This is a genomic window from Streptomyces sp. NPDC002156 (assembly GCF_053593675.1).
Genome location: NZ_JBSFDA010000018.1, coordinates 51,029 through 72,890, shown reverse-complemented (window position 1 = coordinate 72,890; position 21,862 = coordinate 51,029). Strand labels below are relative to the sequence as shown.

Below are 21,862 nucleotides of genomic sequence, written 5' to 3'. Positions count from 1 at the left end.
GGCCGACCCCCCTTGTGATCGTCGCCACAGAGACGACAAGTGCCGAGCGGACAGGGCTGGTTGTGGAACCTTCCCTGCGTGACCGGATACGCGCCGGCGATCCGGAAGCCTTCGCCGAACTGTTCGGCGCGCATGCCCGTGCCGTCTACGGACATGCCGCCCGTCTGTCGGCCGACCGGGGCACCGCGGAGGACGTGGTGTCCCTGACTTTCCTGGAAGCCTGGCGGCTCAGGGAGAAACTGAGACCCGAGGCCGAGGCGGCCCCGGACGCCGACGCGTCCGAAGGCGACGGACTGCGCCCCTGGTTGTACGGCATCGCCACCAACGTCCTGCGCAACACGCGCCGCGCCGCCCGCCGGCACAGCGCCGCGCTCGCCCGGCTCCCCGGCCGCCCGGCGGACCGTGACACCCTGCCCGACTTCGCCGACGACGTCGTCGGCCGCATGGACAGGGCCGAGCGGCTCGCCGCCGCGCAGACCGCGCTCGGCCGGCTGCGCAGAGCCGAGCGTGAGGTGTTCGCCCTGTGCGTCTGGTCGGGCCTGAGCTACGCGGCCGCAGGCGAGGCCCTCGGCGTGCCCGCGAGCACCGTACGGTCGCGGCTGGCCCGGGCGAGGCAGCGGCTACGGACGTTGTCGGAGGCGGAGTTGGCCCGGCGCACGTCCGCGGATGTTCCCCCGCAGCTTCAGCGGAAAAAGCCGGGACTCGGCACGCGCACCGGACAGGTACCGGATGGCCGTCCCGAAACGGCCCGGTCGACGACTCAGGAGAACCGCCGATGAACCCCGAAGAGCGCGAGGAACTGGCCAGGCTGCTGCCGAGCCCGGGCGAGCCGGTCCTGACGAACGACCGCCACGACCTGCTGGAGGACCACCTGATGCGAGAACTCACCGAGCCGACAGCCCTGGCACTCCCGGAACTCCCCGAACTCCCGGAACTCCCGGCACTCCCGGCACTCCAGGACGTCGCGACGACGCCCGCCCGACGAGCGCGCGCCCCCCGCCGCCGGTTCGCCGCCATCGCCGTACCCCTGGCCACGGCGGCAGCGATAGTCGCCGCCGCTGTAGTCGTGGGCGCCGACGGGTCGGAGAAGGTCACGACAGATGCGGACGCGGTCGACCTCCTCCATCGCATCGCCGAGGTCGCCGCCACGAAGGAGTCCGTGCCCGTCAGGGACGACCAGTACATCTATGTCCGCACCCAGGGCTCCATGAAGTTCTCGGAGAACGACATCCGGGTCCTGCGCGAGGCGAGTTGGACCGCCGTCGACGGCAAGCGCGAGGGACTGCGCCGGGTCACGGTGCTGGTGGGTCCGCCGTCCCGGCCCCGAGACCCGTTCTCCTCGTACTCCAAGGGCACGCACGACACGCGGCTGAGCCCCGACCCGAACGTCACCACGTACCGCGAGCTCCAGGCGCTGCCCACCGACCCCGACGCGCTCCTGAAAAACATCTACGCCAGCACGAAGGGTGAGGGCCAGACCAGGCAGAGCGCGGCCCTGGAGAAGATCGGTGACCTGCTGCCCGACGCCACACTCCTGCCCGAACTCGACGCCGCGCTCTACCGGGCGGCCGCGAAGATCCCGGGCGTCTCGGTCGTCCCCGACGCCAAGGACTACACCGGCCGCCCCGGCATCGGCCTGACGTTCAAGGAGCGGGACGACCGCACGGTCTGGGTCTTCGACAAGAACTCCCTCGCCTTCCTGGGCTCGACGGACGAGGCGCTGCTGGATGTGGGGGTCGCGGACGAGACAGGCGAGACGCCGGCCGCATGATTCCCTGTTCTCGGAGAGCGGCTCCGTCTCGCCATTGACTCGGACCGGGGTCCCCGTCTCAGGCGGGGACCCCCACCCGTTGCCGTTCCGCCTCGGCGAGGCGGGTCGAGCGGGTGCGGGTGCCGAAGACGGCCAGGACGATCGCGCCGACCAGCCACGTGCCGGCGATGAAGTAGAAGACGCTCTGGTAGCCGTGGCCGTTGTAGAGCGCCGCGACGATCAGGGGGCCGGCGGCGTTCGACAGGCGGCCGAGGCCGTACGAGACGCTCGTGCCCAGGGAGCGGCTGCGGGTGTCGAACAGCTCGGGGGAGTAGGCGTAGGCGAGGGCCGTGTAGCCGCGTTCGAAGAGGTTCACCAGGAAGCCGAACACGATGATGAGGGCCGGGTTGAAGGTGAGCCCGTACAGCAGGCCGCAGCCCGCGATCACCGTGCCGAACGCGACCAGGCACCACTTGCGTTCGAACCGGTCGGTGACCAGGGACGCCAGATAGCAGCCGAGCGGTGCGCCGACCGTGGTCAGGGCGACGTAGAAGACGGACTTCTCGACGCTGAAGCCCTCCTTGGCCAGCAGCGTGGGCGCCCAGCTGGAGTAGCCGAAGAAGCCGATGGTCTGTGTCATCCACAGGACGGTGAGGAGGAGGGTGGGGTACAGGTACTTCTTCTGGAGGAGCAGGCGGAGCGGCGCCTTCGCCGACGGGGTCTCGGGGACCGGGGGTGCGGGCTCGGCGAGGGGGCCGTGCTCCGCGGCGACGCTCGCCTCGATCTCCCTCAGGACCGCGTCCGCCTTGGCGTGCTCGCCCCTGCTCTCCAGCCAGCGCGGTGACTCCTTGAGGTGCCGGGTGAACAGGACGAGCAGGATGCCCAGCGAGCCCCAGACGTAGACCAGCCGCCACGACCAGTCGTTGAGCGGGACGACCGCGCTGGCGATGAGGTTGGTGACGGGCGTGCCGCAGATGCCGATGACGATGGCGTACGCCTGGAACTTGCCGCGGATCGCCGACGGGTACATCTCGTTGATGTAGACGACCCCCACGACGGTCATCGCCGACAGACCCGCCGAGGTCAGGACGCGGAACACGCCGAGGGACACGAGGTCCCAGGAGAAGGCCGCCGCGAACGAGAAGACGCCGAAGAACAGCGTCGTCCAGAGCAGGGCCCGCTTACGGCCCCACCGGTCGGAGATGGACCCGGCGACGATCGCCCCGACGAACATGCCGACGAACGAGAGGGAGGTGACGTAGGCGATCTGGTCGACCGTGATGCCCCACAGCTTGATCAGTTTCGGGGCGGTGGTGGCGAAGCTGTTGATGTCCGCGAACTCGAAGAAATAGGCGAACGCGACGGCGAGCAGGGTGACCTTGTGGAACCGGGAGACGGGAAGCCGGTCCAGCCGGTTCAGCGCGTTCGCGTGAGCCATGCCAGAAGGTGTCGCGCCAGAAGGTGTCGTGTCGGAGGTTGTCATGTCAGAAGTCCTCGCCGGGCCAGTACAGGCCCATCGGGTTGGCGACCAGGAGCTTGTGCCGCTGCTCGTCGGTGACCGCGATGTGCGGCAGGTGATCGACGAGGAGGCCGTCGTCCGGCATATGGGTGGTCAGGTTGGGGTGGGGCCAGTCGGTGCCCCACAGCACCCGGTCGGGGAACTCCTCGACGACGCGGCGGGCGAAGGGGACGACGTCGGTGTAGGCGTGCCGTTCGCCGTCCAGGGCCGGGGGCCCGGTCACGCTGAGGCGCTCTGGGCAACTCACCTTCACCCAGACGTCGTTGGCGTCGACGAAGCGCAGGAACCGGGTGAACTGCGGCCCGTCCACGGGCTGGGTCACGTCCGGGCGGCCCATGTGGTCCACCACCAGCGGAACGGGCAACTCCCCGAAGAATCCCTCCAGTTCGGGCAGATCGACGCTCTCGAAGTACAGGACGACGTGCCAGCCCAGCGGGGCGACCTTCCTCGCGATCGTGCGCAGGTCGTCCTCGGGCGAGGCGTCGACCAGCCGCCGTACGAAGTTGAACCGCACCCCGCGTACGCCCGCCGCGTCGAGCGCGAGCAGCTCGCCCTCGGTGATGTCCGGGCGGACGGTCGCGATGCCGCGCGCCCTGCCGCCGGCCGCCCGGACGGCGTCGACCATGGCGCTGTTGTCCGCGCCGTGACAGGTGGCCTGCACGATGACGTTCCGGGCGACGCCCAAGTGGTCGCGGAGCGCGAACAGTTCGTCCTTGCCGCCGTCGCAGGGCGTGTACTTCCGCTCCGGCGCGAAGGGGAACTCGGCCTGCGGGCCGAAGACATGACAGTGCGCGTCGACGGTCCCGGGCGGGAGCTGGAAGGTTGGCTTGGACGGATCCTCGTACCAGTCCAGCCAGTTGGGACTCTTAGGAGAGAGCATGTTCATCTCGCTCACCGGCCCTGGCGCTTCAGCAGCGCGTCCAGGCGGGGGTACACCGCGCGGGCGTTGTGCTCCTGGATCGCCGCCAGGTCGTCCGGGGGCAGCTTCGCCGCCTCGGCGTAGCGGCGCGTGTCGTCGAAGTGGTGCCCTGTGCACGGGTCGATGTCGCGGACCGCGCCGATCATCTCCGAGGCGAAGAGGATGTTGCGGGCCGGGATGACCTCGTAGAGGAGGTCCGAGCCGGGCTGGTGGTACACGCAGGTGTCGAAGTAGACGTTGCCCAGGACGTGTTGCTCCAACGGAGGCTTCCCGAGCGCCATCGCGAGTCCCCGGAACCGGCCCCAGTGGTACGGCACCGCGCCGCCGCCGTGCGGGATGACGAAGCGCAGGGTCGGGAAGTCGGCGAACAGGTCGCCCTGGACCAGCTGCATGAACGCCGTGGTGTCGGCGTTGAGATAGTGCGCGCCGGTGGTGTGGAAGGCGGGATTGACGCTCGTACTGACGTGGACCATCGCCGGGATGTCGTACTCCACCATTTTCTCGTAGAGCGGGTACCACGAGCGGTCGGTGAGCGGCGGCGCGGTCCAGTGGCCGCCCGAGGGGTCGGGGTTCAGGTTCACCGCCACGGCGCCGAACTCCTCGACACAGCGGGTGAGTTCGGGGATGCAGGTGGCGGGGTCGACGCCGGGCGACTGCGGGAGCATCGCGGCGGGTGCGAAGCGCTGCGGGTACAACTCGCTGACGCGGTAGCAGAGTTCGTTGCAGATCGCCGCCCAGGTGGCCGAGGTGTCGAAGTCCCCGATGTGGTGGGCCATGAACGAAGCGCGGGGCGAGAAGACCGTCACGTCGATGCCGCGTTCGTCCATCAGCCGCAGCTGGTTCGGCTCGATGGTCTCGCGCAGTTCGTCGTCGCCGATGCGCAGATCGGTGCGGGCGGGAGTGGCCGAGGGGTCGGTGAGGGAGGCGATCTGCCGATCGCGCCACGCCTCCAGGGCCGGCGGGGCGGTCGTGTAGTGACCGTGACAGTCAATGATCATTACGGCGTCCTTCTCAGGCTGTGCTGGGTGCCGTGCAGCCTGACCCCGCCCCGCACCCCCGGGGGAGAGGACCGAACGCAGAACTAACCTCCCCTTAACACTCCGGCGGGCGCGCGGCCGGTGTGGTCTACATTCGGCGGACGGAGGTGTCAGGGAGCGGCCGAAAGGAGGCGGGGAAGGATGCAGATACTGCTGGCAGAGGACGACGACGGCGTGGCCGCGGCGCTCGTCGAGGTCCTGTACGACCACGGTCACGTCACCAGACGCGTCCGCTACGGCAGGGACGTACTGACCTACCACCGCAGCTCCGACCTGCTCCTTCTCGACCTGGGCCTGCCCGACACCGACGGTCTCGACGTGCTGCGCACCCTGCGGGCCGTGAGCGACATGTCGGTCGTGGTCCTCACCGCGCGCGGCGACGAGCGCTCCGTCGTACGCGGACTGCGGCTCGGCGCCGACGACTACCTCGTCAAGCCGGTACGTCTCGCCGAACTGCTGGCCCGCATCGACGCCGTCACCAGACGGCGCGCGGCGAAGGTCTCTTCCGCCGTACGGACGGTCCGCGCCGGCGACGTGGAGGTGGACCTCGACGCACACCGGGTCCGGGTCGGCGGGGCGGAGGTCGAGCTGACCGCCAAGGAGTTCGCCATCCTCGCCGTGCTGGCCGGGCGCGCGGGCACCGCGGTCAGCCGCGAGCAGCTGCTGGACGAGGTGTGGGGCGACGCCTCCCACACCGTGTCCCGCTCCCTGGACGTCCACCTCACCCAGGTGCGCGCCAAACTGCGCCGCCCCGAGCTGCTCACCACGATCCGGGGCTTCGGCTACCGCTTCGGGGACCACGAGAGCTGAGAGGCCGAGGCGTGCGCACCCGGGTCCAGGCAGCGCTCCTGCTGTTCGTCGTGATCGCGGTGGCAGCGTTCGCCGTACCGCTGCTGCTGTTCACCGCGTCCGACCGCACCCAGCAGCTGGTCCTCGCCCGCAGTGCCGACCTCGACCGCTTCGCGTCCCTCATGGACCAGGCCGCGGCGACCGGCGACACCTCGGCCGTCGTCGCCGAGGCGCGGCGCTACACCCAGCTGTACGGGGAACCCCTCGTCGTCATCGACACCCACCGCAGCCCGGTCGTCCAGACCGGCGGCATGCGGGCCGCCGACCCCGCCGTGGCCCGGCTGCTCGACGCGGCGCTGCGCAACCAGGCCGAGCATCCCGGGGGCGCGCTGCGTCCCTGGTCACGGGGGTCCCGTATGTTCGCCGAGCCGGCCGGCACGGGCACCCGGGTCTCCGGGGCGGTCGTCCTGCGGGCCTCGGTGAGCACCGCGGCGGACGACATCACCCGCCGCTGGGCACTCGTCCTCGCCGGTACGGCCCTGGTCGCCGTCGCCTGTACGGTCCTGGCCCGGGCGGCGACAGGATGGGTGGTCAGTCCACTGCGCCGCCTCGACCGGGCGGTCGGGCAACTCGCGGCCGGCCTCCCGCCGGAACAGACCAGGGCCGGCGGCCCGCCCGAACTGCGCCAGCTCGCGACCGGCTTCAACCGCATGGCCCGTACGGTCACGGCGGCCCTGGAGCAGCAGCGCAGGCTCGTCGCCGACACGTCCCACCAGATGCGCAACCCCATGGCGGCGCTCAGGCTCCGCGTCGACGCGCTGCACACCCACCTCCCCGCGTCCGCAGACCGCACGTACACGGGGGTCACCACCGAGCTGGACCGCCTGGAAACCCTCCTCGACGACATGCTGGCCCTCGCCACGGCCGAACACCGGGCGGGCGAACTGACGGTGACCGACGACTCGGACGCGAGCTGCGACGCGGCGGCGGTGGCGCTGGCCCAGTACGGCCTGTGGGAGCCGGTAGCCCACGGCGCCGGAGCCCACCTGACCCTTCAGGCGTCCCTGTCCCCGTCCCCGGCAGCCTGCACGGACCGCGAACTCGCCCAGATCACGGACATCCTGCTGGACAACGCGATCAAGTACGCGGGCCCGGGCGCCGAGATCACCCTGAGCTGCACGACCGAAGGCCCCGTCACAGTCCTCACGGTGACGGACGACGGCCCCGGCCTCGCCACAGAGGAACTAGCCCTGGCCACCACAAGATTCTGGCGCGCGGGCCGCCAACGGCACGAAGGCACAGCGGGTACGGGGCTGGGGCTGGCCATCGCCGAACAGCTGCTGGCGGGGCGAGGAGGCCGACTGGAGCTGGAGGCGGCGCGGCCACGGGGGTTGCGGGCGAGGGTGGTTGTGCCGCGGGCGGAGTCCGACGGGGCGGACGGTGTCCGCGGCGGTGGCGGTGGCGGCGCCGGTTGCGGCGCCGGGGGTGCGTGGTGAACGGGCGCGTCGGGGCTTGTCGGTCGGCGGTGGGGCGGGGCGCTCCCGCTCCCGGCACCGGCTCCGGCTCCGGTACGAGCACCGGTCCCCGCACGAGCGCCAGCGCCAGCACCGACTTCGGCCCGGGCCTCCCCGGGACCACCGTCCCGGGGAACCCGCACGGTGGTGCGCGATGACCCGTGCCCATCCCCGTACCCGTCCCCTCCCCGTCGACCGCCGCACCCTCCTCCACGCCGCCCTAGGCACGGCAGCCGCCGCGGTGCTCGGCGGCGCACTCACCGGCGACGTCTCACGGCAGCGTCCCGGGCCGAGTGGTGTTCTGCGGTTCGCGACGGGGGAACCGACGGCGTTCTACGAGGCGTTCGGCCGCCTCCTCGCGGCGGAGATCGAAACGGCGTATCCCCGCCTGCGGTGCAGTGTCCGCACCACCGCGGGCAGTGTCGCCAACATCGAGCTGCTGCGCGACCGTCGCGCCGATCTCGCCCTGGTCCTCACCGACACCGCGCGGGAGGCCCAGGGCACCGCCCTCTTCCCGCGCCCGGTGCCCCTGCGGGCGATCGGCCGGGTGTACGAGACCTATCTCCAGTTCGTCGTCCGCGCCGACTCGCCCGTGCGTGCGGTGTCCGACCTGGCCGGGCGTACCGTCTCGCTCGGCGCGGTCGGGTCCGGCGCGGCCGTGCTCGGCGAACGGATCCTGCACGCCGCGGGCCTTTCCCCCGGGGCCGACGTCCCCGTACGGCACCTCCCGCTGGCCGACGCGGCCGACGCGATGCGGGCGGGGTCGGTCGATGCCCTGCTGGTCGCGGGCGGTGTGCCCCTGCCCGTCCTCTCCGGTCTCGACGTACGCCCCGGCCTGCGGTTCCTGCCGCTGGCCGGTCTGCTGCCCGGGCTCGGTGGCCGCGACGGCCTGGCCGGCTCCGGTCTGGAGGAGGTGTCGTTGCCGCAGAGCGCGTACCGGACAGCGGGCGGAGTCGCCACCATCGGCGTGTCCAACCTGCTGGTGTGCCGCCCCGACCTGCCCCGCGCCGTCGCCGACGCGCTGACCCGCCTGCTGGTCCTCCGCGCCACCGCCCTCGTCCCCGACAACGCCGTCGGCACCCAGTTCCTGGACGTCGGCAGCCTGATCGGCACGGGCGGCATCCCCCTGCACCCCGGTGCGGTAGCGGCGTACCGCTCACTGCACGGCTGACGTCTCCCCGGCTCAGGTCACGGTCACCGTCCGGGCGTGCGCGGCGACCCTGCGGCGTACCGCTCACTGCCCGGTTGACCAGAACGTCTCCCCGGCTCGGGTCACCACACGCACGGCAGTTCCACCTCGATGACGGTCGGGCCCCCGGTGGGGCCGGTCACGGTCACCGTCCCGGCCAGCGCGGCGACCCTGCGGCGGACCCCCAGCGGACACGGGCCGTCGGCCTCCTCCGTACCTCCCCTCCCCTCGGCCCGTACGACGACCCTCAACCGGGCACCCACTCGCGCAAGCCGGACCGAGGCCCGTCGGGTTCCGTGCCCGGCGGCGTTCGCCAGTGTTTCGGCCACGACGTAGTACGCGGCCGCCTCTACCGCGGCCGGCACCCGCGGTCCGGACCCCGGCCTGTCCTCCAGGCCGTCCACGCGCATCGTGACGTCGAGTCCGCTGCTCGCGGCGAGCGCCCGCACCGCGCCGACCAGCCCCCGGTCGGTGAGGATCGGCGGGTGGATGCCGCGCACGATGTGCCGCAGTTCCGCCAGCGCCTCCTGGGCCTGCTCCTGTGCGTCCTCCAGCAGCCGGTGCGCGACCTGTGGATCGCGGTCGTACGCACGTTGCGCGAGGCCGATCCGCAGGGACAGCGAGACCAGCCGGGCCTGGGTGCCGTCGTGCAGGTCCCGTTCGATACGGCGCAGTTCGGCGCTGTGCGCCGCGACGGCCCCCGCCCGGGTCGCGGCCGGCTCGACGAGTACCGGCTCGACGAGCCGTGCCCTCGGCCGGACGGTCTTGAGCTTGAGCAGGGCTCTGCTGAGGACGACGGTCCTGGTCCTGGTCACGAGCTCGTTCCCTTCGGCGCCGGGGGCGGGGTCAGGTCGGGGTCTGGGTCGGGGTCGGTGGGGATCCTCCGCCGACGGCGACCGCGGGGAGCCGTGCGCGCGATGCCTCAGGCCTTCGCCCGGCTGACCTCCGCGGCCTCCGCCGGGCCGTCGGCCGCCGGCCCCTCCTGCGCGGTGGTGTTCCGGCGGGGAATGAAGGAGGCGACGGCGAAGGCGAGGACGGCTGAGCCCGCGCCGATGGCCATGACGACCTTGAAGCCGTTCTCGGCGGGCAGCGGATAGCCGCCGAAGTCGGTCGTCATCCGGGCGAGGACGACACCGGCGAGGGCCCCGGCGAAGGACGTACCGAGCGACCGCATCAGCGTGTTGAGGCTGTTGGCGGCGGCCGTCTCCGAGGCGGGTACGGCGTCCATGATGAGCGCGGGCATGGCGCCGTAGGCGAAGCCGATGCCCGCGCCGATGGTGCAGGCGATCAGCGTGATGTGCCAGACCTCGGACATCAGCACGAGGCTCAGGCTGTAGCCACAGGCGACGATGACGGCGCCGCACATCAGCGTGGTCTTCGGGCCCTTGGCCCTGGTCAGGCGTGCCGACACGGCGGACATCGTCATCATCACCAGGCCCTGCGGAGCCAGGACCAGACCGACGGCCAGCATGGACTTGCCCAGGCCGTACCCGGTGCCCTCGGGCAGCTGGAGCACCTGCGGCAGCACCAGGGACATCGCGAACATCGAGAAACCGAACGCCACCGAGGCGAGGTTGGTGAACAGCACCTGACGGCGGGCGGTGGTCCGCAGGTCGACCAGCGGCTGGTCGGTGCGCAGCTCGTAGAGGCCCCAGGCCGGCAGGACGAGGACCGCGGTGGTGAACAGGCCGAGCGTGGCGGGACTGGCCCAGCCCCAGTCGCCGCCCTTGGAGACGGCCAGCAGCAGGGAGACCAGACCGGCCGCCAGCCCGAGCGAGCCGACCAGGTCGAAGCGTCCGCCGGTACGGACCGTGGACTCGGGCACGACGACCGTGACGAGTACGGCGGCGAGGGTACCGAGCGTGGCGGAGGCCCAGAAGAGCAGATGCCAGTCGAACCGGTCGGCGAGAAAGGCGGCGGCGGGCAGGCCGAGAGCGCTGCCGATGCCCAGCGAGGCACTCATCAGCGCGGTCGACGCGGCGAGCCGCTCGGCCGGCAGTACGTCCCGCATGACGCTGATGCCGAGCGGGACGACGGCGGCGGCCAGCCCCTGGAGGGCACGGCCGACGATCATCGGGACCAGGGAGTCGCTGAGGGCGCACACGACCGCACCGGTCACCAGCAGGGCGAGACTCACCAGCAGCATGCGGCGCTTGCCGTACATGTCGCCGAGCCGGCCGGCGACCGGGGTGGCGACGGCGGCGGCGAGCAGCGTGGCGGTGACCGCCCAGGCGGTGTTCGACGCCGACGCGTCGAGCAGCCTGGGCAGTGAGGGGAGGATCGGGATGACCAGGGTCTGCATCAGCGACACGACGATCCCGGCGAAGGCCAGCACCGCCACCAGCCCGGCGACATCGGCGCCCGCTTCGCCGCCCGCTTCGCCGGACTCGCCGGCCGGTTCGGACTTCATCGTGGCCATGAGGAACTCGCTTTCTGGAACTGCTGGTTTCGCGGGAGTCGAGGGCGGACGGTCCGGCCGTCAGGCGGCGGTCCAGCCCTCGTCGACGGGCAGGACGGTGCCGTTGATGTGGGCGGCGGCGTCGGAGGCGAGGAACACGATGGCGGCGGCCTGCTCCTCGGCGGTGGCGATACGGCCGATGCCGCCGAACCGGGGAGCGAGGACGTTGTCGCCGTGGGTCTCGGGCCGGGCGGCGACCGAGAGGTCGGGCCCGGTGCCGCCGGGGGCGATGGCGTTCGTACGGACGCCGACGCCGACGTAGGTCACGGCGAGCGACCTGACCAGGCCGAGGACGCCGTGCTTGGCGGCGGTGCAGGCGGCCCCGGCGATGCTGCCGCGCAGACCGGCCTCGGCCGCCGTGAAGACGATCGAGCCGTGCCCCTCGGCCATCATGTGCGGCAGCACGGCGCGGGTCAGCAGGAACGGTGCCGTCAGGTTGACCTCGATGACGCGGTACCACTCGGCGTCGTCGGTCTCGCTGACGACCGACATCCGGTCCAGGATCGCGGCGCTGTGCACAAGGACGTCCACGCCACCGAAGGCTTCGACGGCGGTGTCGACGACCCGGTGCACGATCTGCTGGTCGCTGAGGTCGCCGACGACCGCGAGGGCTGTGCCGCCCACGTCCGCGACGGCCTTGACGGTGTCTTCGGCACCCGCCCGTCTCACGTCCGCGACCAGCACGTACGCGCCCTCTCGCGCGAACCGTACGGCCGTGGCCCGGCCGGCGCCCGACCCGGCACCGGTGACGATGACGCTGTGTCCTTCAAGGCCGGTGCTCATGCTGGGTGCTCCTTCTCGGCCGGCTCGGTCTGCCTCGGACCCGGCGGCGGGACATGGGTCGCCCCGGCCGCCGGGCCCGAAGGAAGCGCCGTTCCCCGTCCCCACGGGACGCGGCGCGGTGGGGGCACCCCCGCTCAGGGCGCCCCCGGTCAGAGGGGTGGAATATCAGGTGATGCAGGAGATGCAGGTGATGCAGGTGGATATCGGGGTATTACGGTCGGCGGCCGAGCCTGATCTGGTCCGTCCCGTGGCCGATGTGGGCGACGACGAGCCCGGCGGCCGACACCTCGGCGTACTCGGCGGTGTGGTAGCGGAAGCTCTGCCCGGAGTTCGCGCCCTGTCGTGCCTCGACCGTCCACCGCAGCTCGTGGAAGAAGAACCAGTCGTCGAAGTGCCGCTGGACGACCTCGATCGAGCGGACGGAGTACGCGTCGTAGAAGGCTTCGAGGTGGGCCCGCAGATCGTCCTTGGTGTGCATCTCGGGCAGGGTCCCGGAATGCGACACGTAGTCACGCACACCCCCCTGGATCTCGGGGTGCGCCTTCTCGACGATCGCGTCGACATCGCCCTTGCGGTACGCGTCGAGCAGCGTCCCGTGCAGTTCGGCCACGGAGTACCGGCTGGCCAGCACCCCGTCGGCCGGGTCACCCGGCATGCTGTCCTGCTGGGTCCTGCCCCAGAACAGCTCGCCGGTGATGCCCTCGGAGCCCATCGTCGGGAAGATCACGACGACCGGCCGCTCGCTCTCCTCACCGGTCGTCTTGAGGCGCCCGCGGCCCCGGCCGCTGACGAACGTGTACCAGGAGGAGTTGATCTCGGCCACGGGACGGATCGCCACCACGGCGGCATACCGGTGCATGCCCCGGTAGGACGCGGCGATCTCCTCGAACGTGGTGACGATGCGCTGGGTCGGGAGTTCCTTGCCCTCCTCGACCGAGGGGCTGACGGTGTACGCGTAGGGGCCGCTCGGCGCCAGCGTCGCCAGGATGTCGTCGATGATGTCGACGTACTCGGCGTGGACGTGCTTCCACGCGGTCTCCGAGGTCTGCACCTGCAGATCCGACGTCACGAGCAGGTCCTCGACCTTGGCCCGGTCCTTCATGATCTTCCTTTCTGGGGGGCGGGAAGCCCCGAGGGTGTGGGGGAGTGGGGGGTGTGGGGGAGTGGGGGAGGCTCACGAGAGGAGCCGCACGCCACCGTGAGCAGGACAGAGATCCGCTCCGCTCAGCTCCGGCGGTGAACTCCCCAGTGGGGAACAGAAGTTGATGGCGGATCGGGGTCCGCGGGGGCCCATCGAGTCGTTGACGCCGACGACGTGGATGACATCGTTGCCGCCGATGACGTGGATGGGTCGGTCGCCGGCGTCGTGGACGTCGCGCCGGGGCCGGCTCAGGCCGAGGGCGAGCCGCCAGGGCTCGTTCGGCACCGGGTGGGGGGTTGTGCCGTACCTCCGTGCTGGTGTGTGCTGGTCGTGCTGTGAGGCGGATGTGCGCCTCTGTCGGACATCCTGGTGGAGTAGTCCACTTGGCCGGAGGGCACGACCGCTTCCCGGGGGGAATCCCTCACGAACGCCGGAGGAGCCCGGTGAGACGGCCCTCCATCACGGCCAGGGCCAGGTCCAGCCGGGAGCGGCAGCCCGTCTTCGCGAACACCTGGGTGAGGTTGTTCTCGACGGTCTTCTCACTCACCTGGAGTTCCCTGCCGATCTGCCGGTTGGTCAGTCCGCGCCCGACCAGGGCGGTGATACGTCCTTCCAGGCCGGACAGACCGACCGAGCCGTCACGATCGGCGTCGTCGCAGGCCGGAGCCGTGCCGGACGCCCGCATCGACTCCGTGATCAACGTCCGGTGGAGGCCGTCGCCGAGGCTCCGGGCGATGTCGTGGGCCTCCTGGTGCCAGGGACGCGGGTCGTCGGCCAGGAACGCGACGGTCATGCACGCCCGCAGCAGCTCGCTCCGCCCGCCGTGCTCGCGCAGGATGTCCACGGCCGCGTGCGCGCTGACGACATCGCGCTCGGCGAAGGCGCGGACGATGAGCGAGGCGGCCTGGAGCCCGGTACCGCCGAGCCGGCCGTACCACTGTTCCGACCGCTCACGCAGCCGGGGCAGCAGCACCTGGCGACCGCCGTTCCCCCACTGCGCGAACGCGAGCCGGACGAGCAGCCAGTCGATGCCCACCGAGCTTCCCTCGGCGGCCCGTTCCACCGGCTCCTCGCAGAAGGCCCACCCCAGTTCCCGGCAACGCTCCCACTGCCCGGTCCGGTAGGCGAGCCCCATGGCGGCCCAGGTGCGCAGCGCGGGAAACGGACAGTCGCCCCCCGCAAGCCCCAACCCCAGCCCCAGCTCCAGCTCCAGCCAAGCGGCACTCCGCTCGAAGTCACCCACGGTCGAGTACACCTCCGCGGCGATCAGCCGCACGGCACGGTGAACGGGGGTCCGGTACGGCCCCGCCAGCTCGAGCGCACGGGCCCCGGACGGGATCCCGGCCCAGTCCCCGTCCCGATAGTCCCGCACGATCCGCGCGTACGCGGCCAGCGGCCCGGTGACCGGTTCACCGTAGCCCGCCACCCCGACCACCTGCCGGAAGAGGCCGACCGGATCGAGCCGGTCGGCACTCGTCCCCTCCGTGCCGGGCGGGCCGTCCTCGGGGGTCCAGCCAGGGCGGAGACAGGAGAAGACGGCCCCGACCTCACTCGCCCGGAGCGGCTCCCGCCCGCTGAACCAGCGGTCGGCGAACTCCAGGGCGGGGCTTACAGGTTCATCGGCTTCCGGTGCACGGACCGCGGGACCGAAACGGTCGGGGTCGGCCTCGTGGGCGCCGTCCTCGGAGGGGCTGTCGGGGTGGAGGCAGGAGAGGGCGGTGCCGGCCTCGCTCGCCCGGAGCGGCTCCCGGCCGGTGGACCAGCGGTCGGCGAACTCCAGCGCGGGGCTTGCCGGTTCATCGGCCGCCGGTTCACCGCCCGCGGGTTTGTCGGCTGTCGGTTCGCGGCTCGCCGGTTGGCTGTCTGCGGGTTCATCGGCCGCAGGCTTGCCGTTCGCCGGTTCGCGGCCTGCGGGTCTATCGGCCGCCCGTTCGCCGCTCATCGGTCCACCGGCTGGCGGATCGTTGGCCGCCGCTCCACCGCCCGTCGCTCCACCGCCCGTCGCTCCACCGCCCGTCGCTCCACCGCCCGTCGCTCCACCGGCCGCCCGGCCGTCGCCGTCGGCCAGACCCTCACGCACCCCCTCCGCCACCGGGCACCCGGTGTGTACGGCGGCCAGCGCGGCGTACGCCGCCAACTCCGCACGTCGGCGACCGCCACCGCCACCGCCACCGTTGCCGTTGCCGTCGGAGTCCGAGTCGGCGCGCACCGCCTCCCCCACCGCCGCAGCGAGCCCCTCGTAGTCGCCGATCCGCATCAGCAGTGGCAACAGGGTGGCCAGGACGCGCGAGTGTGCCTGGCTGCCCGGCTCGCAGTGCCGTAGGGCGGCCCGGTACCAGCGGGCGGCCATGGTGGAGCAGGTCGGCAGTACCCGTGCGGCCTCGCGCTCCAGGAGCGGTACGGCGGAGGGGGTGGCCGGCAGCGCCGAGCCGGCGAGCGCGATGTGCTCGGCCGTGACCATCGGGTCCGGCGACGGCACGCGCCCGCCGCGCAGCAGGTGCTCGGCGAGCACGCGGTGCACCTCGGCCGCCTCGCCCCGGGCCGTGCCGGGCAGTACGGCGGGCACCAGCGCCGGGCAGGGGACGCGCAGGACCCCGTACTCGTCGCAGACCAGTGCTCCGACGGTCACGAGACGGTCCACGGTGTGGCCGCAGGCGCCGAGCTCGTGGCCGGTGGCCGCCGCGAAGTCCGGCAGGTCGTCCATGGCGAAGCGGCCGGCCGAGGCGGTCAGCGCGAGCAGCTGCCTGCCCGTGTCACCGCACTCCGCGACCCGCCGCACCAGAGGGTGGTCGACGGGCAGCGCCAATCCGGTCGCGGGGCCGCGCAGACACAGGTGCCCCTGGAACCGGACGAGGCGCCCGTCGAGGCGGAGCGCCTCGAACGTGTCCAGGACGGTGCCCGGGTTTCCGGCGAGCGGGCCCAGCGCGGCGCGCAGCGCGAGTACCAGGGCCGCGTCCAGCGGCTCGCGGGCGGCGTCGGCCAGCAGGGCGTCGATCCGGTGCTCCGGCAGCGGACCGAGGTCGACGACCCGATCCGCGAAGCCGCTCAACGAGGCCACCCCCGCCCCCACCCCAGTCGGCCACGCACCCCACCCGTCCTCCCGATACGTCGCCACCACCGTGCAGCCGACACGATGGGCCGCCGCCACGATGAGCGCCGGGTCGGGAGCCGCGTGCACGTCGTCGATCAGTACCGCGCCGGGAGCGCTCCCGCTGAGGTGTCCGAAAAGCCGTACCAGTTCGGCGAAGAGGGTGGACCGCGCACGGGCGGAGCCGTAACTCTCCGGCCGGCACAGCCGGTTCACCGCCGCCATCGCATCGGCCGGCGGCGAATCCCCGAGGTCGGGAAAGGCGTTCCGGAACCCTTTCAGTACCGCACGCGCGCCGAACAGATCCCACCGCGGAATTGCGGCGGAGCAGTGAATCCGTACGATGCCTGGGCCACGGGAACGCCACGTGCGGTGGATTTCCTTCAGCAGGGTCGTTTTCCCCATGCCGGACTGTCCGCGCACGACCAGCAACAGAGCGCGTCCGGACACCTCGTCGACCGCCGACAGTTCGGCGTCTCTGCCGGACACGGCCCCACTCCCTGTCGTCACCACCGGTAGGACGCGGCCGGTTAGCATCTGGTTGACCCCCGTTGCTCAGCGAGGATTCATGCACACAGCGCATAGCGTCCCGCCCTACGAACGCGTAGCCGTCGAAACGGTCGCGGCGGTCCACACGCCCGGAACTCCGAATGTCGTCGTGGTGAGCGGGCCCTCCGCGCTCGAACTCGGTTCCGTTCTCGATGAGTTGTCGGCACGCGACAGGAATTTCCGGGAGAAGGCCGCCGGCCCGCCCCCGGAAATGGTGCGCATTTCCTTCGACGATTCTTCACCGAAAATTCCCATGGTCGACAGGTTGCTCCGGCGTGTCGCCGCAGGCGAGAAACGCCCGATGATCCTGGTGCTCAGACATCTCCAGTACCTGTCCCCGGACGAACTGTTCTCGCTGGAACACGTCATCCGGCAGCTGGACGGAACGAACACACGCTGCGTGTGCACCGTCACGCTGCCCGTGCCCCGCGCCTCCCGCGCCGCGTTCGCCGCCGTGACCGGCCGGCTGCGGAAGGACGGTCTGGTCCACCACGTGAACCTGCGCCCGCTGTCACCCCGCCGGCTCGGCGCCATGATCACCGCCGAACTGGAGGCCAGGGCCGAGCCGGCGCTGGTCGCCTGGCTGTGGGCCCTCACCCGGGGCTGGCCCGCAGCGGCTCGCGCGGTGCTGAGGACCGCCCGGGACCAGGGCCATGTCCGGGTGGTCGACCGGCACGCCCATCTCGTCAGCGGCGGCCCCTGCGCGTGCCCGTCCACCATCGGCGAACTGGTGCTGCCCGTCCGCGAGACGAACGGCCGCTCCTGGGAGGCCGCCAAAGCCGTGGCCGTACTGGGCCCGCTGGGTGAGGCCGTGCCACGCCTGGTGGCCGAGGCACTGTCGGTCACCTCGGTCACCTCGGTCACCGAGCGGGAAGCCCGCGACCTGCTCGCGCGGCTGGCCGACGCCGGCGTACTGCGCTACCGCCGGTCGGACTCCGCCTGGGAGTACCGGCTGCCACTGGCCGGGGCCGCCGCCGGGGCGTCGCTCGGCCCCTACGAGCGCCGGAGCCTGGCCCGGATCGCCGTCTCCGCGCTGTGGCAGGGCACCGCGCGCTGCGCCGACCCCGGCTACCTCCCCGAGCAGCTCGCCGCCGCCGGACGGCTGGTGGACCCCGAGCGGGCCAGAGCCGAACTGCTCGCCGCCGCCGAGCGGTTGGCACGCCACAACGGCGACGCGTACGACGACCACCGCGCCGTACGGTGGCTGCGCGCGGCCGCCGAACTGACCGCGGACCCGGTGGAGCGGCCCCGCCTGCTGCTGGAGCACGCCAAGATCTGTCTGGCGCAGGGCAGACCCGAGGAGGGGCTGAACTCCTTGCGGCTCGTCCTGCGGGCCCATCGCGCCACCCTGCGCCCGGACCAGCTCCTCGACGTCTGCTTCGCGCACCTGGCCGCCCTGTACCGGGCCGGCGAACTCGCCACCCTGGAGAAGATCGCGGCCGACGGCACCCTCCAGGGCCACGGCCCGGCCGGACCGCTGGAGCGTGCCCTCACCCGCGGATGCGCCCTGTTGCTGCTCGGCCGCTGGCGTGAGGTCCGCGACCTGCTGGGGGCGGTCCGGCGCCACGACGAGCGCGGTCTGGCCGAATGGAGGGCCGAATTCCTCGTCGCGACGGCGGAGTTGTGGCTGGGCGACAGGGACGGCACGGACCGCAGCACGGCCACCCTGCCCGCCCGCCACCGCGCAGGAGGGGTCACGGCCGCCGAGGTGCACTCCCGGGTCGGCGAGCTGCTGACGCTCGGCGAGATCCGCCGGGCCGAACAACTCCTCGCCGACACGGGACGTACCCCGGGACAGCTGGGCCTGCCCAGCCGGATGCTCATCGCCCTCCACCGGGGGCGTCCCCGGGAGGCGATGGACCTGGCCCGCCGGAGCGCGGTCACCGGCGTGCACACCTGCGACGCCGTCCAGAGCGCGATGTACCACCACGCGGCGGTCCAGCTGGTGTGCGGCGGCAGGCTCACCCGGGCCCGCGAACTCCTCGCGCTGGCCCGTGCCAGACAGCCGATGCTGCCCCATCTGCTCGATTCCGCACAGGCGTTGTGCGACCTGGTCAGGGGAGAGGCCGGACAGGCCCGGTCGCTGCTGCGGGCGGCCGTGTCCCGCGCCGAGGCGGACGGCGTGCTGGCGGGCACCGACCTGCTGTGGCTGCGGGTGGCCGACGTCGCGACGCACGTCGGCAGGCCCGAGGTCCTGACGGAGTGCCTGGCGAAGGCCGAGGTGGTCGCCCGCAGGCTGGGCACCGACCGGGCCGAGATGACCCGCCTCGTCCTGCACGCGGCCGTGCACAGGGACCATGGCGCCGCACGGGCCGCGAGACACCTGGCCCAGCAGCGGCAGCAGCTCCAGGAGGAGTGCGCCGTACTGGCTCACCTGATCCGCTACGGCATGGGCGATCCGGCGATGGTGCGGGACACGTACGCCATGCTCGGCGAACTGGACGCGCTGATGCCCCGCTTCTGGCTGCGCCCCCTCATGCGCACGTACGGAGTGACCGTGCCGGGGCGGCAGGCCACCGCGGAGGAGAACGAGCGGCTGCTCGCCGTACTCGTCTCCGAGGGCCTGACCAACAAGGAGATGGCCAAGATCCTCCGCACCAGCGAGAAGAGCGTCGAGGGACGGCTGTCGAGACTGTTCTCCCACACGGGCCACGGCTCACGGGTCGAACTGGCCATGGCGATGCTCACCGGCCGACTCCACCTCTGAGCGCGGCTACCGCTACGGCTACGGCTACTGCGCATGCAGTAGGGGCGTACCGGCGGCCGAACGAAGACGGGCGGGGGCCGCGCGGACAGCCTGGAAGGGTTCCCCGAGTTCGGATGTGGAGACCCTCCTGTGGCTGTCTTTCTCGATCGACTGGGCCGACTGGCCTTCCGGCGCCGCTGGCGCGTCCTGTTGATGTGGGTGGTGGCGCTCGTCGCCGCCGGAACGGCGTCGGCGCTGGCACCCGCCGCACCGGACGGCTCCTACTCGATGCCGGGTACGGAGTCGCAGCGGGCGTTCGACCTCATCGAGCAGCGCTTCCCGGGCGTGAGCGTCGGCAGCAGCGCCGAGGGCGCGAGCGCGAAGATCGTGTTCGTGGCGCCGGACGGCCAGAAGCTCACCGACCAGGGAAACCGTACGGTCGTCGACGAGGTCGTGGGCCGGGTCGCCAAGGTCGACCAGGTCGTCCGCGCCGCCGACCCGTTCGAGGCGGACACGGTCAGCGAGGACGGATCGACGGCGTACGCGTCGGTCACGTTCGAGGTGAAGGCCAAGGACGTCAGCGACGCCGCGAAGCAGGACCTGGAGCAGGCCGTCGAGGCGGGCCGGGACACGGGCCTGACGGTCGAGGTCAGCGGTTCGGTACTGGCGACCCAGCCCTCGGGCGGTGCGACCGAGCTGGTCGGCGTCGTGGTGGCGGCCGTCGTCCTGCTGCTCACGTTCGGATCGCTGGCGGCGGCCGGGCTGCCGCTGCTGACCGCGCTGATCGGCGTCGGGATCGGCACCGCGACCATCCTCGCCCTGAGCAGCGCGCTGGGCCTGTCCAGCGCCACCAGCACACTCGCGCTGATGCTCGGCCTGGCGGTCGGGATCGACTACGCGATGTTCATCGTCTCCCGCTACCGCGAGGAACGCGCCCGGGGCCTCGCCCCCGAGGACGCGGCGGGCGTGGCCGTGGGCACGGCCGGATCGTCGGTGGTGTTCGCGGGCCTGACCGTCGTCATCGGTCTGGCCGGGCTGTCCGTCGTGGGCATCCCGACCCTGACCCAGATGGGACTGGCGGCGGCCGGCACGGTGGCCCTGTCGGTACTGGTCGCGGTGACCCTGATCCCGGCCATGCTCGGGATCTTTCCCCGGGCGGTCCTGGCACGCTCGGTACGCCGGTCCGGTGCACGCCCGGACGCCGACGAGGACAAGCCGAACATGGGCACCCGGTGGGCCCGCCTGATCGTCCACCGTCCCCTGCCCGTACTCCTGGTGGCGGTCGCGGCCCTGGGCGTGATCGCCCTCCCCGCGGCGCAGCTCCACCTGGGCACGGCGGGCGACGAGTCCAAGCCGACCTCGACGACCGAACGCCGCGCGTACGACGACCTGGCCAAGGGCTTCGGCCCCGGCTTCAACGGTCCGCTGACCATCGTCGTGGACGCCAGTACGGCCGACGACCCCAAGGCCGCCGTGGCCGCGACCGCCCGGGAGATCGGTGCCGTCGACGGTGTCGTGTCCGTCTCGACGCCGAGCTTCAACGAGGCGGGAGACACCGCGATCTTCTCCGCCACCCCGGCCACCGCACCCACCGACGAGCGGACCGTCGACCTGATCCACACCCTGCGCGACGACCGCCCGGCCATCGAGAAGGCCACCGACGCGACGTTCATGGTCAGCGGCAGTACGGCGGGCAACATCGACAGCGACCAGAAGGTCCAGGGCGCCCTGGTGCCGTACCTCGGCCTCGTGGTCGGCCTGGCGTTCCTGCTGCTCCTGATCGTGTTCCGCTCGGTACTGGTTCCGCTCAAGGCTGCCCTGGGATTCCTGCTGTCGGTGCTCGCGGCCCTGGGCGCCGTCGTCGCCGTCTTCCAGTGGGGCTGGCTCGCCGGACTGCTGGGCGTCGACCAGACCGGCCCGATCATGAACACCATGCCGATCGTCATGGTCGGCATCGTCTTCGGCCTGGCCATGGACTACGAGGTCTTCCTCGTCACCCGCATCCGGGAAGCCCACCTCCAGGGCGAACACCCCGGCCAGGCCATCGTCTCCGGCTTCCGCCACAGCGCCCGCGTGGTCGTCGCCGCCGCGGTGATCATGATCTCGGTGTTCTCCGGCTTCATCGGCGTCAGCGAGACCCTCATCAAGATGATCGGCTTCGGCATGGCCATCGCCGTACTGTTCGACGCGTTCGTCGTACGAATGACCATCGTCCCGGCGGTCCTGGCCCTGCTGGGAGAACGCGCCTGGACGATGCCCCACTGGCTGGAACGACTCGTACCCCAGGTGGATGTGGAGGGCCACGCCCTGACCCACGATGCGGTCAGCAAGGCTGAATCGATCGAGGAGGGGGAGCGAGTGGATCTCCCCGCCCACTGAGCGGCGCGCCCCGTAGGGGCGCGGGGCTGTATCGATCTGCGGCTCCGCCGCGGGGCGCGAC

General features: G+C 72.0%; 15 protein-coding genes and 1 pseudogene. 7 read left to right on the top strand and 9 right to left on the bottom strand.

The window, feature by feature from the left end:
* The first annotated feature begins 62 nt into the window (after positions 1-62).
* Both ACWCRB_RS11085 and ACWCRB_RS11080 read left to right on the top strand, forming a co-directional pair.
* Positions 63-779: an RNA polymerase sigma factor gene (locus tag ACWCRB_RS11085; protein ID WP_450995773.1), complete on the top strand. Its 717-nt coding sequence runs from the start codon at positions 63-65 to the stop codon at positions 777-779.
* Positions 776-1,771: a CU044_5270 family protein gene (locus ACWCRB_RS11080; RefSeq protein WP_450995772.1), complete on the top strand. Its 996-nt coding sequence runs from the start codon at positions 776-778 to the stop codon at positions 1,769-1,771. Before ACWCRB_RS11085 ends, ACWCRB_RS11080 begins: the two co-directional genes overlap by 4 nt.
* Before the next feature lie 58 nt (positions 1,772-1,829).
* Here the strand turns inward: ACWCRB_RS11080 and ACWCRB_RS11075 are convergent, their stop codons facing one another.
* The 3 genes from ACWCRB_RS11075 to ACWCRB_RS11065 are packed head-to-tail and all read right to left on the bottom strand — an operon-like array spanning position 1,830 to position 5,186.
* Complete coding sequence (locus ACWCRB_RS11075; RefSeq protein ID WP_450995771.1) at positions 1,830-3,188, bottom strand: MFS transporter; 1,359 nt, start codon at positions 3,186-3,188, stop codon at positions 1,830-1,832.
* A gap of 46 nt (positions 3,189-3,234) precedes the next feature.
* Entirely contained in the window at positions 3,235-4,155 is a 921-nt protein-coding gene (locus tag ACWCRB_RS11070) for an amidohydrolase family protein (protein ID WP_450995790.1), read from the bottom strand.
* A 5-nt stretch (positions 4,156-4,160) separates the two neighbouring features.
* Complete coding sequence (locus tag ACWCRB_RS11065) at positions 4,161-5,186, bottom strand: amidohydrolase family protein (protein ID WP_450995770.1); 1,026 nt, start codon at positions 5,184-5,186, stop codon at positions 4,161-4,163.
* A gap of 180 nt (positions 5,187-5,366) precedes the next feature.
* On the opposite strand from ACWCRB_RS11065, the gene ACWCRB_RS11060 reads away from it, so the two are divergent.
* The 3 genes from ACWCRB_RS11060 (at position 5,367) to ACWCRB_RS11050 (ending at position 8,699) form a co-directional block, all read left to right on the top strand.
* Positions 5,367-6,035, top strand: a complete 669-nt coding sequence (locus ACWCRB_RS11060) for a response regulator transcription factor (RefSeq protein ID WP_450995769.1) — start codon at positions 5,367-5,369, stop codon at positions 6,033-6,035.
* Positions 6,036-6,046: 11 nt separating this feature from the next.
* Positions 6,047-7,510 (top strand): sensor histidine kinase, encoded by a 1,464-nt coding sequence (locus ACWCRB_RS11055; protein ID WP_450995768.1) that lies wholly within the window; start codon positions 6,047-6,049, stop codon positions 7,508-7,510.
* 172 nt (positions 7,511-7,682) lie between these two features.
* Positions 7,683-8,699 (top strand): TAXI family TRAP transporter solute-binding subunit, encoded by a 1,017-nt coding sequence (locus ACWCRB_RS11050; protein WP_450995767.1) that lies wholly within the window; start codon positions 7,683-7,685, stop codon positions 8,697-8,699.
* 101 nt (positions 8,700-8,800) lie between these two features.
* Here ACWCRB_RS11050 and ACWCRB_RS11045 read toward each other — a convergent pair.
* The 6 genes and pseudogenes from ACWCRB_RS11045 to ACWCRB_RS11020 all read right to left on the bottom strand — a co-directional run.
* Positions 8,801-9,505 (bottom strand): annotated as a pseudogene (locus ACWCRB_RS11045) (sensor histidine kinase); the annotation flags it as partial.
* Between the two features lie 134 nt (positions 9,506-9,639).
* Positions 9,640-11,136 (bottom strand): MFS transporter, encoded by a 1,497-nt coding sequence (locus ACWCRB_RS11040; RefSeq protein WP_450995766.1) that lies wholly within the window; start codon positions 11,134-11,136, stop codon positions 9,640-9,642.
* 60 nt (positions 11,137-11,196) lie between these two features.
* Positions 11,197-11,958: an SDR family NAD(P)-dependent oxidoreductase gene (locus tag ACWCRB_RS11035; protein ID WP_450995765.1), complete on the bottom strand. Its 762-nt coding sequence runs from the start codon at positions 11,956-11,958 to the stop codon at positions 11,197-11,199.
* 211 nt (positions 11,959-12,169) lie between these two features.
* Positions 12,170-13,060 (bottom strand): nuclear transport factor 2 family protein, encoded by an 891-nt coding sequence (locus tag ACWCRB_RS11030; protein WP_450995764.1) that lies wholly within the window; start codon positions 13,058-13,060, stop codon positions 12,170-12,172.
* A gap of 72 nt (positions 13,061-13,132) precedes the next feature.
* Positions 13,133-13,384, bottom strand: a complete 252-nt coding sequence (locus ACWCRB_RS11025) for a hypothetical protein (RefSeq protein WP_450995763.1) — start codon at positions 13,382-13,384, stop codon at positions 13,133-13,135.
* A gap of 136 nt (positions 13,385-13,520) precedes the next feature.
* Entirely contained in the window at positions 13,521-16,676 is a 3,156-nt protein-coding gene (locus tag ACWCRB_RS11020) for an AAA family ATPase (protein ID WP_450995762.1), read from the bottom strand.
* A gap of 79 nt (positions 16,677-16,755) precedes the next feature.
* Here ACWCRB_RS11020 and ACWCRB_RS11015 point away from each other — a divergent pair, with 79 nt between their 5' ends.
* On the top strand, positions 16,756-19,443 hold the full coding sequence (locus tag ACWCRB_RS11015) for a hypothetical protein (RefSeq protein ID WP_450995761.1): 2,688 nt from the start codon (positions 16,756-16,758) through the stop codon (positions 19,441-19,443).
* A gap of 129 nt (positions 19,444-19,572) precedes the next feature.
* Entirely contained in the window at positions 19,573-21,801 is a 2,229-nt protein-coding gene (locus ACWCRB_RS11010; RefSeq protein ID WP_450995760.1) for an MMPL family transporter, read from the top strand.
* Positions 21,802-21,862: the final 61 nt, after the last annotated feature.

What these genes read in the sequence shown, in the direction of transcription:
- ACWCRB_RS11080 (WP_450995772.1), top strand. Translation starts at nt 776, where the DNA reads ATGAACCCCGAAGAGCGCGAGGAACTGGCCAGGCTGCTGCCGAGCCCG.
- ACWCRB_RS11075 (WP_450995771.1), bottom strand. Translation starts at nt 3,188, where the DNA reads ATGGCTCACGCGAACGCGCTGAACCGGCTGGACCGGCTTCCCGTCTCC.
- ACWCRB_RS11070 (WP_450995790.1), bottom strand. Translation starts at nt 4,155, where the DNA reads ATGAACATGCTCTCTCCTAAGAGTCCCAACTGGCTGGACTGGTACGAG.
- ACWCRB_RS11065 (WP_450995770.1), bottom strand. Translation starts at nt 5,186, where the DNA reads ATGATCATTGACTGTCACGGTCACTACACGACCGCCCCGCCGGCCCTG.
- ACWCRB_RS11060 (WP_450995769.1), top strand. Translation starts at nt 5,367, where the DNA reads ATGCAGATACTGCTGGCAGAGGACGACGACGGCGTGGCCGCGGCGCTC.
- ACWCRB_RS11050 (WP_450995767.1), top strand. Translation starts at nt 7,683, where the DNA reads ATGACCCGTGCCCATCCCCGTACCCGTCCCCTCCCCGTCGACCGCCGC.
- ACWCRB_RS11040 (WP_450995766.1), bottom strand. Translation starts at nt 11,136, where the DNA reads ATGGCCACGATGAAGTCCGAACCGGCCGGCGAGTCCGGCGAAGCGGGC.
- ACWCRB_RS11035 (WP_450995765.1), bottom strand. Translation starts at nt 11,958, where the DNA reads ATGAGCACCGGCCTTGAAGGACACAGCGTCATCGTCACCGGTGCCGGG.
- ACWCRB_RS11030 (WP_450995764.1), bottom strand. Translation starts at nt 13,060, where the DNA reads ATGAAGGACCGGGCCAAGGTCGAGGACCTGCTCGTGACGTCGGATCTG.
- ACWCRB_RS11015 (WP_450995761.1), top strand. Translation starts at nt 16,756, where the DNA reads ATGCACACAGCGCATAGCGTCCCGCCCTACGAACGCGTAGCCGTCGAA.